General features: G+C 76.6%; 10 protein-coding genes. 4 read left to right on the top strand and 6 right to left on the bottom strand.

The window, feature by feature from the left end:
- Window positions 1-21 precede the first annotated feature (21 nt).
- Window positions 22-2,847, bottom strand: coding sequence for a BREX system ATP-binding domain-containing protein (locus tag MCM47_RS05170; RefSeq protein WP_238741632.1), 2,826 nt, complete (start codon window positions 2,845-2,847; stop codon window positions 22-24).
- Between the two features lie 277 nt (window positions 2,848-3,124).
- Window positions 3,125-3,619 carry a hypothetical protein gene (locus MCM47_RS05165; RefSeq protein WP_238741630.1) on the bottom strand — a complete coding sequence of 165 codons (495 nt, stop codon included), beginning with the start codon at window positions 3,617-3,619 and terminating at the stop codon, window positions 3,125-3,127.
- Between the two features lie 126 nt (window positions 3,620-3,745).
- Here MCM47_RS05165 and MCM47_RS05160 point away from each other — a divergent pair, with 126 nt between their 5' ends.
- Both MCM47_RS05160 and MCM47_RS05155 read left to right on the top strand, forming a co-directional pair.
- Complete coding sequence (locus MCM47_RS05160) at window positions 3,746-4,324, top strand: TetR/AcrR family transcriptional regulator (protein ID WP_238741629.1); 579 nt, start codon at window positions 3,746-3,748, stop codon at window positions 4,322-4,324.
- 211 nt (window positions 4,325-4,535) lie between these two features.
- The gene (locus MCM47_RS05155) at window positions 4,536-6,242 is read left to right on the top strand and encodes an alpha/beta fold hydrolase (protein ID WP_238741627.1); all 1,707 of its coding nucleotides are present in this window, start codon (window positions 4,536-4,538) and stop codon (window positions 6,240-6,242) included.
- A gap of 337 nt (window positions 6,243-6,579) precedes the next feature.
- Here MCM47_RS05155 and MCM47_RS05150 read toward each other — a convergent pair whose 3' ends face one another.
- Window positions 6,580-7,425 carry a patatin-like phospholipase family protein gene (locus tag MCM47_RS05150; RefSeq protein ID WP_238741625.1) on the bottom strand — a complete coding sequence of 282 codons (846 nt, stop codon included), beginning with the start codon at window positions 7,423-7,425 and terminating at the stop codon, window positions 6,580-6,582.
- Between the two features lie 80 nt (window positions 7,426-7,505).
- On the opposite strand from MCM47_RS05150, the gene MCM47_RS05145 reads away from it, so the two are divergent.
- The gene (locus MCM47_RS05145) at window positions 7,506-8,066 is read left to right on the top strand and encodes a TetR family transcriptional regulator (RefSeq protein ID WP_238741623.1); all 561 of its coding nucleotides are present in this window, start codon (window positions 7,506-7,508) and stop codon (window positions 8,064-8,066) included.
- 104 nt (window positions 8,067-8,170) lie between these two features.
- Window positions 8,171-8,599 (top strand): VOC family protein, encoded by a 429-nt coding sequence (locus MCM47_RS05140; protein ID WP_238741621.1) that lies wholly within the window; start codon window positions 8,171-8,173, stop codon window positions 8,597-8,599.
- Between the two features lies 1 nt (window position 8,600).
- On the opposite strand, the gene MCM47_RS05135 is transcribed toward MCM47_RS05140, so the two are convergent.
- The 3 genes from MCM47_RS05135 to MCM47_RS05125 form a co-directional block, all read right to left on the bottom strand.
- Entirely contained in the window at window positions 8,601-9,230 is a 630-nt protein-coding gene (locus MCM47_RS05135; RefSeq protein WP_238741619.1) for a bifunctional 2-polyprenyl-6-hydroxyphenol methylase/3-demethylubiquinol 3-O-methyltransferase UbiG, read from the bottom strand.
- A gap of 377 nt (window positions 9,231-9,607) precedes the next feature.
- Window positions 9,608-9,829, bottom strand: coding sequence for a hypothetical protein (locus tag MCM47_RS05130; protein WP_238741617.1), 222 nt, complete (start codon window positions 9,827-9,829; stop codon window positions 9,608-9,610).
- Between the two features lie 1,206 nt (window positions 9,830-11,035).
- A complete protein-coding gene (locus tag MCM47_RS05125) occupies window positions 11,036-13,294 on the bottom strand; it encodes an acyltransferase family protein (RefSeq protein WP_308222286.1) in 2,259 nt (752 codons plus the stop codon).
- Window positions 13,295-13,323 lie beyond the last annotated feature (29 nt).

Genomic DNA, 13,323 nt, shown 5'->3' with positions numbered 1-13,323 from the left:
GCGAGGCGGGTCCCGCCGCCCTCACCCTTCGCCGAGGGCGCGCGAGAGTGCGGCCCGCGAGGCGATGCCGAGCTTCGGGAAGATCTTGTAGAGGTGCGCCGCGACGGTGCGGTGGGACAGCCCGAGCCGCAGGCCGATCTCCTTGTTGCTCAGTCCCGTCCCGGCGAGCCGCGCGATCCGTAGCTCCTGGCCGGTCAGCGCGGCGGCCGCCGACACCGACACCGGTGGCCCGGCCACCACCGCACCGGCCGCCGCCGCTGCGGCCGGCTCGTCGCCGACCGGGCCGCCGGCCGCCCGCAGCTCCTCCTCGCAGCGGTCCGCCCAGGGGCCGGCCCCGAGCCGACGGAAGGTGTGGTGGGCGGCGCGCAGCACCTCGCGGGCCTCGGCGCGGTGGCGGCGGCGCAGCCAGGAGCCGTGCGCCATCCGCAACCGGGCCAGCTCGAACACCCACTGCTCGGCCCCCGGCACCGCGTACGCCGCCCGGTACGCGGCCTCGGCCTCGTCGTCGTCCGCGGCCACCGCGGCGGCCGCGGCCAGCAGGAAGGCGTGGTGGCCCGAGATCTCGCCCGCCCGCGCGTCCCGCCCCGCCGCGACGTGCGCCCGGGCCTCGTGCCGCCGCCCGGTGTGCACCGCGGCCTCCACCAGGTCGAAGAAGAGCGGGTGGAACCAGGGCAGACCCCGGGGAAGCCGGCCGGCCGGGGTGAGGTCGGCGAAGTGCGCGTACGCCTGCTCGTAGCGGCCGTGGGCGAGGGCGGCGAGGCCCCGCAGGTGGGTCAGCCGGTCCAGGACGAAGCGCATCCGGGCACGTGCCGCCGTCGGCCGGACGAGCCGCTCGATCTCGCGCAGCCCCTCCTCGTCGCCCCGGCCGGCGAGGAAGTGCGCGTAGTAGTGCCGGAACATCAGCGCGTTGCAGTGGTAGCCGAGCTCGTCCGCCACCTCGGCCTCCCGCAGGCAGACCCGGGCCAGCTCCCAGCGGCCGCGCAGGAAGTCCTGGTAGGCCTTGGCCTTCGCCACCGAGCCCTGGGTGGCGTAGCCGTGCAAGCCGGTGAAGCGCCGCCACAGCTCGCAGTCGGCGGTGTCGGCCGCGGTCGCCGTCCAGAGCAGCAGCCAGGCGGTGCCCGCCTCCTGCTCCTCGCTCAGCCCGGCGGCCGTCGCCCGCAACTCCTCGGCCACGCCGTGGGCGGTCCGGGCCGGGTCGGACCAGGCCCGGTGGCAGAGCCGGCCGGGCGCCGAGACGTTCTCCCGGTGCCGCTCCAGCGCCTGCCAGGCCCGGGGGTCGCCGGTGTACGTGGCGGCCAGCAGCAGCTTGAAGTAGACCTGGTCGACCAGACCGCCGAAGGTCTCGGCGCCGGGTGCGGTGAGCGCGTCGAGGGCTCCCGGCAGCAGGGCGGCGGAGGACTCGAAGTCGACCCGGTGGCTCTGGTCCACGTACACCACCGCGTACGCGAACAGCGGGGCGATGTCCGGCGGCACCGGCGCCCGCTGCACCTCCTCGACCAGGGCGGCGGTGTGCCGCAGCCGCCCGCCGCGAGCCGCCATGACGGCGGCCCAGGTCAGCCGGCGGGCCCGGGCGGCCGGGTCGGCGCTGAGCGCGGCGGCGCGCTCCAGAAGCAGCGCGCCCTCCGCCTCGCCGCCGCAGCGGGCGAGCCGCCCGCCGGCGTCCTGGAGCCTGGCTGCCAGCCGCTCGTCCGGGAGCAGCGCGGCGGAGGCCTCGTGGACGAGGCCGCGGGGGTCGTCCGGGGCCAGCCGGCCGGCCAGGGTGCGGTGGGCGGCGCGCCGCGCGGACTCCGGCGCCGTGGAGATCACGGCGGCGCGGACCAGCGGGTGGCGGAAGACCAGCCGCCCGGCCCCGTCGAGTCCGGCGAGGCCCTCGGCCTCGATCCTGGCCAGGGCCTCCTCGGTCCCGGCTCCGGCGACGTCACGCAGCCAGACCCCGCTGTCGGCGTCCGTGCCCGCGGCGAGGGCGGCCAGCAGCAGGAGCCGGCCGGCCTCGGGCGTCAGTGCGCCCAGCCGCTCGGCGAACATCCGCTCCAGCCGCCGGCCGAGCGGCAGCCGGTCGGGCAGCGGCGCGAGCCCGCGCTGTTCCTCGCCGCGCAGCTGGCGCGGCAGCTCCACCAGGGCCAGCGGGTTGCCGGCCGCCTCGTCGAGCACCCGGTCCGCGGCGGCGGCGGCCAGCTCCGGGCAGTTCCGCAGCAGCAGTGCGGCGGCGTCCGACCGGGACAGCTCCCCGACCTCGACCGGTTCGACGGGCCAGGCCTCGGCCGCCGCGCCGTCCGGACGGCCGGCACCGGCGATCACCAGCGGCAGCTCCGCGCAGCGCCGTTGGAGGAAGGCGAACACGGCGGCGCTGGAGGAGTCGACCCAGTGCAGGTCGTCGAGGAGGAGCAGCAGCGGGCCGCGCCGCGCCGCCTCGGCGAGCAGCGCGAGGGCGGCGGCCCCGACGGCGAAGCCGCTCGGGGAGGTGCCGGCGCGGACGCCGAGGGCGCACTCCAGGGCGTCCCGCTGATGCCCGGTCAGCGCGCGGGACCCCTGCAGCAGCGGCCAGGCCGCCTGGTGGAGCGCGCCGAAGGCGAACTCCCGCTCGGCCTCGGCGCCGACCGCCCGCAGCACGGTGAACCCGCGCTCGCCGGCCCGCCGCGCGGCCCAGTCGAGCAGCGCGCTCTTGCCGATGCCCGCCTCGCCCCGCAGCAGCACGGCCGAGCCGCCGGCACCGCCCGCGGCCCGGTCCAGGGCCGCCGCCAGGCGCTCGGTCTCGCGCCGGCGCCCGACCAGTTCGGCGCCGGGCCCGGCGTTCCGCACCGCGTCCGGTTCGGCGTCCGGTTCGGCGTCCTGCGTGTCTCGCCCCATCGTCGTCCCCCGGGTCGGCCGGCCTCCCGGAGGCGGTCCGCACGTGCCTCCGGACGCTGCCCCGGTGCCCTGCGGCCCCCGGTCGTTCAGCGGGTTGTGCCCGTCACCGAGCAGTGTGAACCCTACCTCCCGCCGGGGGTCCGCCGTGCCGAGTCGCCGAAGGCGTTCCCCCGCAGGTCAGCGGGGGCACGGGGGTGCCGACGGGCTCCCCTTGCCGCAGAGGCCCGGCCAGTCGACCGTCTCCCGGCCGTTCTGGGCGAGGTCCGGGAAGCCCGCCCTACAGCGACATCCAGCAGTAGAGCTGCTCGCCGCCGTCGCGTGCCCGCCTGGCGAGCCGGACGAGCTCCTCGACCAGCGGCTGCACCTCCTCGGCGGGGGCCCCGTGCAGTTCCTCCGCCTGCGCCCACCGTGCGGCGACGGCCGGCACGTCGGCGTCCCGCACCCGCGCCAGCGCGTCCCGCACCTGAGGCGCGAGTTCGGACACCCACGGCCCGGTGACCCAGGGGCTGTCCTCGTCGTCCAGGCCGTCCCGGCCCGGCGCGGGGCCGGTCGGCCACACGGTCGTCTCCCCCACCAGGTCGACCCGCCACTCGACCTTCCGGACGGCGGCGATCAGCATCGCGAGGACCACGCCCGGGTCCACCCGCTTGGCCTCGACCCCGTCGAAGACCGGCGGCACCGCGGTGAGCGGGGAGCCGCCGTCCTCCTGCTCCAGCGCCCGCACCACCGACGCCGCGTCCACGGCGCGGAAGTAGTCCGTCAACACACCCATGGCTCGCCCTCCGAGTCCGGTCCGACGTCCCGCAGTAGATCAGGCACCCCCCCACAGCCCGGGAACGGTGCTCAGCTGCCGGCAACGGGTCGACAGGAATATGCAGACCGGTCTACTGTTTGCGACATGGGAGCGAAGGGCGAGGAGACTCGCGCCCGGCTGGTGGCCGGCACGCGCAATCTGATCGAGGCGCAGGGCTACTTCGGCACGGGCCTCAACCAGATCGTCAGCGAGAGCGGGGCGCCCCGCGGCTCGCTCTACTTCCACTTCCCCGAGGGCAAGGACCAACTGGTCGCCGCCGCCATCCTCCAGGCGGGCCAGGAGATCGAGGAACTGCTCAAGTCGCTGGCCCGCGAGGGCGCGGACGTCGCCACGATCATCGGGCACCTCACCGAGCTCTTCACCGCCCGCCTGGAGGCGTCGGACTACACCAAGGGCTGCCCGATCGCGACCGTCGGCCTGGAGGTGGCCGGCAGCAACGAGGCGCTGCGCCGCATCTGCGCCGAGGTCTACAGCGGCTGGCAGCAGGTCATCACCGAGCGCCTGACCGCCCAGGGCTTCGGCCCCGCCGAGGCCGAGATCACCTCCGGCCAGACACTCTCCCTGCTCGAAGGGGCGGTCCTGCTGGCTCGCGTGCGGCGCAGCCGCCGCCCCCTGGACGATGCCCGGCACGCCGTGGGCCGCCTGCTGGAGGCCGAGGCGTGATGACGCGCGACGGCATCCCGGGGTGCCGCGCCGTGCACATCACCGCCCGCGCCTGACGGGTCGGCCGGCAGGCCCGACCGGGTGCGGCCTCGGCCATCTGCCGACCCGCCTCCGGATTCCACCCTCACCCGGTTCCCGAGCTCCCCCAGCTCCTCAGCTCCTCAGCTCCCCAAAATATGCAGACCGGTCTACAGAAAGGGATGCCCCGCCCATGCCCACCGCCACCGCCGCCGCACCGCCCCGCACCCTCGTCCTCGGCGCCACCGGCTTCATCGGCCGCTGGCTGGTACTCGAACTCCTCGGCCGGGGAGAACCCGTGGCCGCCGCCGTCCGCGGAGGGCGCGGTACGCCCAAGGAGCACGAGCTGCGCCGCTGGCTCCGCACGCACGGGGTGGACGACACGCCGCTGACCACCGTCGCCGCCGACCTCACCCGCCCCGACCTGGGCCTGTCGCCCGAGGACGAGGCCCGGCTCGTCCGCGTCCGCGACGTCCACAACCTGGCCGCCCGCTACGAGTTCGGCCTCCCCCGCGCCGAGGCGCACGCCGCCAACGTCGACGGCGCCCTGCACGTCCTCCACTGGGCGGCGACGCGATCGGGGCTCCGCCGACTGGTCCACCTCTCCGGCTACCGGGTCGGCCGTGACCCCGCACCACGCCATCCGCTCCCGGACGCCGAGACCGACGCGCTCTACGCCCGCCTCGGCGCGTACGAGGCGTCGAAGCAACTGGGCGACTCCGCCGTCCGCGTCGAGGCCGCCCGGCTCGGCGTGCCGCTCACCACGGTGAACCCGAGCAGCGTGGTCGGCCACTCCGTGACCGGCCAGGCCGGACAGTACGTCGGCCTGGCCGAGCTGATCCGTCAACTCTGGCACGGCAGGCTGCCGTTGCTGCCCGGAACGGCGCGCACGTTCCTTCCGGTGGTCGCGGTCGACCACCTCGCCCGCTTCCTCGCGGCCGTCCCCGAGCACGACCACGGCCCCGCCCATGCCCACACCGTGCTCGATCCGTCCACCCCGCCGCTGATGGAACTGGTCGCCGCGGTCGCAGACCACCTCGGCGTGCCGGCACCCCGCCGACTGGTCCCGGTCGGCCTGGTTCGCCGCCTGCCGCGCGCCCTCACCGGCGCCGACCCCGAGACCCTTACCTTCCTGTCCGAGGACACCTACGACACGACGTCCGCCGACCGCCTCGCCGACGCCGCCGGCCTCCACCACCCCGCCGTCCTACCGCTGTTGCAGCGCTGGGCCACCCGCCTGGTGGCCGACGGCTTCGGGACGGGCGACGGCAGCACTGCCGGCACCGACTCGGCGGCGCCCCTTTCCACGATCGGCTTCGACACCGTCGCCGGGAGCCGCAGCTACCTCCTCGGAGAACGCGAGGCTCCACGCCACGTCCTCCTCCACGGGGCCGGGACCGATGCGGACGCCTGGCGAACGGTCGCCGCTCGGCTCACCGAACCGGTCCTGGCTCCCGACCTGCCGGGGCTCGGCCGGTCCTCCCGGGCCGCCGCCCCCGATCACCACTGGCTGGCCGAGCTGCTCGCGCCGGCGAGGACGCGCCCCGTCCTGGTGGCGCACTCGACGGCCGTCGGCACGGCGCTGCGCTACGCGACCGACCATCCGGACCGCGTGTCCGGCCTCGTCCTGATCGCACCCCCGCCTCTCCGGTCGGACCTCCCCGCAGTCACCGGGCTCCCCTCGCACCGCCCCGGTGCGGCCCGCCGCGCCGGAGCCGCACTCCGCAGGGCCCGCCGTTCATCCGAACGATCCCGCGTGGCCGCCCTGCTGGAGGCCTGCTCGACGCCGGTCCGCCTCATCCCGGCCCCTTCACTCCCCCAAGCCGGTTCCCCCGGCGGTTACCCCGGCGAACTCGCCGTCGCGATCGAGGACTTCACCCGGTCGCTGTCCGCCCGGTAGCGCTGCCCGGGCCCTTGGCCGGCTGGATCGACACTCCACGCTCACCGCCCGTCCCGCCGGCCCGGAAGGCGGAGGCGTGAGTGAACCGACCGCCCGTCGCCCGGGGCGGGGACGGCCGGCTGCCGGCGACCGCACGACGTCCGTGAGCCGGGCGGGGAGGCGACCGGTCATCGCACGACCGGTCCGGCGAAGGGACTCACCCGCGGGCCGGGGGCTGCACGACGGAACGAGCCTGCGGCCGCAACGGATGACGTCGGTGGCCGTCGGGGAGCGCGCCCCGGGCCTCTCTCTCGGATCTCGTCGCCCGCACGGCAAGATCCGGAAGAGAGGCCCAGGCTCAGTCCGCGGCGGATCCGGGGTTCCAGGCGCCGCGGAGCTGCTCGGCGGCGTCGGGGGCCTGGCGAAGGCCCGCCTGGTGGGCCGGCCCCCAGGCCGTGCGGTCGCCGAGATCCGGGCCGAATGCGCGTACGGCCGCCGGGTCCGGCCCGATGGTCACCACGGTGTGCGCCGCCGCGAGCGCCAGTTCCCGGTCGAGCAACTCGCGGGGGAACAGGTGGGCCTGCGGGTCGATCACGACGAGCGTGCGGGCTCCGGCCGCGAGTCCGGCGTTGGTCGCCGACCGCAGTGAGCCGTCCATGTACCGGCGGCCGTTGACCGTGATCGGCGGGTAGATGCCCGGGAAGGCCGTGCTCGCCGCCACGGCGGAGGGCAGTGGGGCGCCACTGCCGCGTTCGAAGACCTCCTGCTCGCCGGTCTCGGCGTCCGTCGCGGTGATGAGCAGCCTCCGGTCCGGCCACTGGTCCGCGCCAGCCAGCTCGCGCATCCGGGTGACATGCGCCTGCTCGGGGCCGGTCTCGGCGGCGAGCGCGATCCGGCCCACTCGGCGGCGCGCCTCGGCCGGGTTCGAGGCGGCATCGCCGAGCACGGCGAACGCCTCGCCCAGCCGGCGCCCGTCCACCTGTGGAGGTGTGCCGCCGGGGCGCACCGGCGTGGCGAGCCGGCTGGGGTCCTGGCCGGTGGCCAGCACTGCGCCGACGATCGCGCCGGTCGAGGTGCCGACGATCAGGTCGGCCTCGCCGAGGTCCAGCCCGACCCGGCGCAGTCCGCAGGCCAGTCCGGCCATCCAGGCCGCCCCGACGGGGCCTCCGGCACCCAGCGCGAGTGCCCGACCGAATGAGTGCACAGCCGTCTCCCTCCCGTTATTGAAACAGTCGTACCATATACTGACGCCGGCTCAGTTCGGCAAGGAGAGGAAGGTCCACCGTGGGACGACCCCCGGATCCCGCCCGGCGGGAGGCCACGCTGGCGCGGGCGACCGACTACGTCCTGGCGCACGGCCTGGCCGGGTTGAGCCTGCGGCCGCTGGCCGCGGCTCTCGACACCAGTCCGCGGATGTTGCTCTACGACTTCGGCAGCAAGCAGGAGTTGGTGGCCGCCGTCCTTGCCGAGGCACGCCGCCGCGGGGCGGCCCGGCTGGCCGCGAACCTCCCGGCGCAGGCGGGCTCCCCGGAGGAACGGCTGCGCGGCATCTGGGCCTGGATGAGCGCACCGGAGCGTGCCCCGTTCGTCCGGCTGTTCTTCGAGGTGCACGCCGACGGCCTCGTCCACCCCGAGAAGTATCCGGACCGGGCCGAGGCGATCACGGACTGGTTCGACACCCTCGGCACCGCGTTCCGCGACATCACCACCGGCCCGGACGACACCGCCACTCCCACGCTGGTCATGGCCGTCATCCGGGGTCTCCTGTTCGATCTGACGAACACCGGGGACCGCCACCGCAATGACCGCGCCCTGGACCGCTTCTGCGAACTCCTCCGGCCGTGAACGAGCCCGTGTCGACGCACCCGGCACCCCGCTCCCACCCGCCCCGACCCGTGCCGCTGGAAAACGGGCGGAGCGGCGGAGGCGTCCCTTGGTATGGTGCGCGGATGTCAGCGATCAGGAAGGTCCAGGTCACCTTCGACTGCGCGGAACCCGAGCGCCTCGCCCGGTTCTGGTGCGAGGTGTTGGGGTACGTCGTACCGCCGCCCCCGGCGGGGTTCGCCACGTGGGAGGAGTACCGGGACGCGCAGGCCCCCGAGGAACGGGATTCCTGGTTCGCCTGCATCGACCCCTCGGGTGAGGGGCCGCGGCTGTACTTCCAGCGTGTCCCTGAAGGGAAGGCCGCCAAGAACCGGGTGCACCTCGACGTACGGGTCGGCACCGGGCTCGTCGGCGAGGAGCGCCTCGCCGCACTGGAGGCCGAATGCGCAAGGCTGGTCCCGCTCGGGGCGGTTCACGTGCAGACGCTGTACGACGGCAACGATGCCTGCATCCCGATGCAGGACCCCGAGGGCAACGAGTTCTGCCTCGACTGAGTCAGGCCGCGGCCCGGCCCGGTGACGCGGGCGACTCGAACCCGAGCAGGTGCCAGCTGACGCCCGGCCGGTCGTGCAGGTCCGTCCGCTCGGTCACGTGCAACAGGTCCAGCCCGCGGGCCCGGGCGAGCTCGACGGTCTCCTCCGGCGTGATCTCGAACATCCGCCGGCCGGGCGGCACCGGACCGTGCCGCAGCGAGAGCAGGACACGCCCGCCGGGAGCGATCAGCCGGGCGAGCGTGGCCATCGCCGACGGCCGCTCGTGGTCGGCCAGGTGCATCCAGACGGCGGAGAGCAGGATCAGGTCGAAGCGCTCGCCCGACGCACGGAGCCCCGGCGCCTCGGGGAGCGCGTCGTCGACCCAGCGGATGCCGGTGTCCCGGTGGAGCCGCTGCCCGGCGCGGCGCAGCTCGGCGGTCGGCTCGGCCGCGACGACCCGGTGGCCGCGGGCGGCGAGTGCGGCGGCATCGCGGCCGGTGCCGGCGCCGAGGTCGAGGACGGCGGAGGGCCGTTCGGGGAAGAGGTGCAGGACCTCGCGGTGCACCTCCTCGAAGGTCACGCCCTCGTACTGCCGCACCAGCTCCTCCGCCTGCTCGCCGTAACCCGCGTTGCTCGCCGGCGCGTTCAGCACGACTCCCCCTCCGACGCCTTTGACGCGGGCCGAGACAGCCCCTCCACCCGGTCGGTCGACGACCCGTCCGTTCCGGGGCGACGGCGTCCGCCGTGGGCGGGGCGGTCGGCCCGCCCGTTCAGGACGATCCTGCCCCGACTTCCCTGCCGTTCCAACCGTCGGTTCGCCACGCCTGTCGGGGCGGTGGGGATGCGCGCCCCGAGGGCGCCGCGACCCCGGACGAACACTCGGCGTCAGCCGGCTTCCCTTCGGCTGCCCGCGCGGCGTCCGCGCCCGGGACGGCGACCCGGGCCCCGCGGAGCGGCCGGGCCGGGGGCGGGGGCAGGGGCGGGGGGGCGCCACCGGCCCGCCGGCCTCCCCCGGCCGGTGCCCCGGGATCAGGCCTCGCCGGGGTGCCAGGCGGGCCACTCCCAGGGGCGGTCGGCCCACTGGACGCGGTCGGGGTCGTGCGGGTCGAGGTCCGGGAAGAGCTGGCGGATGCGGGGCTCGAACTCCTCGGGGGCCAGCGGCTCCCAGCCGTGGCCCTCGAAGCGGACCAGGCGGTAGCGGCTGTCGGTACGGAACTCGGCGACCTCGACCAGGGGCTTGTTGGTTTCCATGCCCCCAGCATGTGGCGGAGCCCTGACGTCCGCACCCGGGGTACGGCAGGCAGCGTACGGGCGGCGCGGGCGGGCGGCGAACCGGGCGGCAAACCGGTGCACGCGGCGGTGCGCGGGCCGGAGGGGGCGCGCGGAACGACACCCGGGGGTGAACCCCCTTCCTGGTCATGTCCCCGCGACGGCGCGCTCGTTGAGCACGGGGATCGGCTCGCCGGTGGTCGGCGGCATTCGGCAGGAGGGCGTGAGCGATGGGCGGGCAACCGGGGAGCGGGCAGTGGAAGTGGCCCGAGAATGCGTGGCAGCCGCCGCCGGTGCCGCCCCCGCCCCCCGGACCGGCGGCCGGCCGCTCGGCACCGGCGTCCACGCCCGTCCCCTTCCCCGGGACAGGCTCGCCGGCCTCGGCCGGCGCGGGCGGGTCCGGCAACACGACGGCCGCCCGCGCGGCGGCCGGCGCCGCGGCGTCCGCGACCGGGCCGCGACCCCGGCGGCGCCTGCGGTGGGCGGTCACGGCGGGCGGGACGGTCGCGGCCCTGGCCGCCGTCCTGGTGATGTGCGGGCCCGGCTCGGGTGACGAGAACTCCGGGGTGGTGGCCTTCCCGGGGGAACCCGCCTCCCCCACTCCGTCGTCCCCCCTCACCCCGCCCGGGAGCGGCGCCCCCGAGGCGGTGTCGGTACCCGGCGGCTCGCCGCCCACCACCGCGCCCAGCCCTGCGGCGGCCTTGCCGGAGACCGCCCCCGCACCCGGGGCGGCCCCCTCGACCGAGGGGGCGCAGGCTCCGGCCCGTCAGGCCGGTGGCGACGACGAGCCCACCGGATCGGACCGCGCGACGGCGCCCCGGTCCAAGCCCGGGCGTACGGCCCGGCCCGGGCCCTCGCGGCCTTCTGGCGGCGGCACGGCAGGGCAGGGCCCGGCTGCGGCGACGCCTGCCCCCGCCCCGAACAAGGCCCCGAGTCCGCCGGCGACCGGCCCCACCGTGCCCGGCATCGGATCGCTCTGCGAGCAGGCCGAGCACCTGGGCCGCTGGCCGGCCGGCTCGGAACAGGCCCGCCTCTGCCACAGCCTCTACGGCTGACGGGCTGCCCGGGCGGCCGACGGGAGGAACAGCCCGGGCGGCTGGGCCCGGCCGGCGGGGAGGAGCGGCCCGGAACCGGACCCGACCCCCGCCGCCGGACCGCGCGAACCGTCCGACCCGCCGGCCCCGCACCTCACCCCGCGCCCAGCAGCCCCCGGTCGAGCCGGGGCGCCAGCACCCGGGCGAGCGTGTCGGTGATGTGGCCGGTGTCCCGGTAGAGCACGACGCCCTCCAGCACCGCCGGGCAGTCCGGGCCGGTCCCCGGGCAGAGCAGCGGGCCCAGGTCGAGCACCCGGACGCGGTAGCGCTCGGCGAGCCCGCCCTCGATCAACGGGTCGCGCTCGAAGGCGGACTCCCGGGGGAAGAAGCAGGCGTCGGACCGGCCGTCCGAGGCGGCCAGGCAGGTCGGGACGTCCTTGCCGGGCATCGGGGTGTCCCCCAGGTAGGCGAGCGGCGCTCCGGTCGCGGCGAGCCGGTCCAGGGTGCGGGCCCAGCCGTCCGCGCGCTCCTCCTGGCTCCCGTACCGGTTGAGGCCGGCCATCAGGACCAGCTTCGGCCGGGGGCCGGTGGCCAACCGGGTGAGGGTGTTCTCGCGCCAGCGGTCGCACTCCTCGAAGGTGCGCCCGAGGACGTTGTTCCGCACGGTCAGCGTGGCCAGCGGGCAGCCGGGCTTGACCAGCACCTCCAGGGCCCAGTGCCGTTGCTCGGCGAGCGTCAGGGCGGCGGAGATCCACTGCCCGGCGTGCGAGTCGCCGAGCAGCACGATCCGGTCGGGGCTGTTCCGGTCACCGAACAGGCAGCGGGGGCTGGTGTCGGCGCCGAGCGGGATCTCGCACCCCTTTCCGGGCGGGAAGTCCTCCCTGGCCCGGGCCAGCGAGGGCGTCAGGTCGGGCACCCGGATGCCGGGGGCGAGCAGCGAGGGGCCGTCCACCGCGCCGGCCGGGACCACCACGGGGGCGTCCGCGCTGCCCAGCGCCCGGACGGTCCCGCCGCCGAGGGTCAGCCCGGCGATCAACGGGATCACCAGGGCACTGGCCCCGACCGCGAGGCCTCGGCCGGGCGCCGGGCTGCTGCCGTACCGCAGCGGCTGCTCGACCAGCCGCAGGGTGAGCCAGGCCGGCAGGGCGGCGGCGGCCGTGAGCGCGACCAGCGTGGTCCACGGCAGCGGGCCGTAGCGGGCCTGGGCGATGGTCAGGACCGGCCAGTGCCAGAGGTACCAGGCGTAGGAGAGGCGGCCGGCGGCCCGCAGCGGGCGGACCGCCAGGAGGCGGCCGACGTCGGCGACGCCGAGGGCCCGGTGCGCCGGTCCGGCGAGCAGGACGGCGGCCGTGCCGAGGACGGGCAACAGGGCGGCGGTGCCGGGGAACGGCGTGTCGCGGTCGTAGCGGAAGACCGCGACGACGACGGCCGCCGCGCCGGCCCAACCGACCAGGCGCAGCGCCGCGCCGAGTGACCGCCCGACGGGGCCCGTGCGGCGCGCGCCCCCGCCCGCCACTGCCGAGCCGAGCAGCGCCGCACCGGCGCCGGCGGCGAACTCCCAGAGGCGGCTCGCGGTCGAGAAGTAGCCGAGCGGCGCGGAGCCGGCGGTCCAGCGGACGCAGAGCACGAGCGACGCGGCGCCGATCGCGGCGGTCGCGAGTGCGATCGCCGCGGTGCGGCGGCGGCCGGTGAGGAAGCGGGCGAGGCCGAGCAACAGGACGCCCCAGAGCAGGTAGTACTGGTTCTCCACGCCGAGGGACCAGAAGTGCTGCAGCGGGCTCGGGTCGCGTTCGGCGGCGAGGTAGTCGGTCTGCTGTCCGACGAAACGCCAGTTGGCGAACTGCCCGGCGGCGGCGATCAGGTCCCGGGCCAGATCGGTGCCGCGCAGCGGGTCGAGCAGCGCACCCCCGGCCAGGGCGGTGGCGACCAGGACGACGGCGGCGGCGGGCAGGATGCGGCGCGCGCGGCGGGCGGCGAAGTCCCGGAGGCCGATCGGTCGGGCCAGCAGCAGGCCGGTGATCAGGAACCCGGAGACGACGAAGAAGACGTCGACGCCCACGTAGCCGCCGGTGAAACCGGGGACGGCGGCGTGGAAGGCGAGGACGGCGAGGACGGCGACCCCGCGCAGGCCCTCGATGTCGGGGCGGAACGCCACCCGCCGGCGGGCCTCCTCGCCCCGGGCGACGACGGAGGCCGGCGTGACGGATGCGGACGCGGCGACGGCGGCCGGTCGGTGCGCCGGCCCGGGCGAGACGGCCGGCAGGGCCGCCGTGTCGGCTGCGGCGGGAGCGGGGGTCGCGGCGGTCGCGGCGGTCGCGGGGTCGGGGCGGGAGGTCGGTGCGGCGAGCGGGCGCCCGGCGTTCGGAGGTACGGCGTTCGGAGGTACGGCGTTCGGTGGTACGGCCGTGGTCACGGCGGTGCTCCTTGCCTGACTGGCAGCGG

Source organism: Kitasatospora sp. A2-31, assembly GCF_022288725.1.
Classification (GTDB): domain Bacteria; phylum Actinomycetota; class Actinomycetes; order Streptomycetales; family Streptomycetaceae; genus Kitasatospora.
Note: the sequence above shows the minus strand (reverse complement) of the source record. Positions and strands in the feature narration are given on the sequence as shown.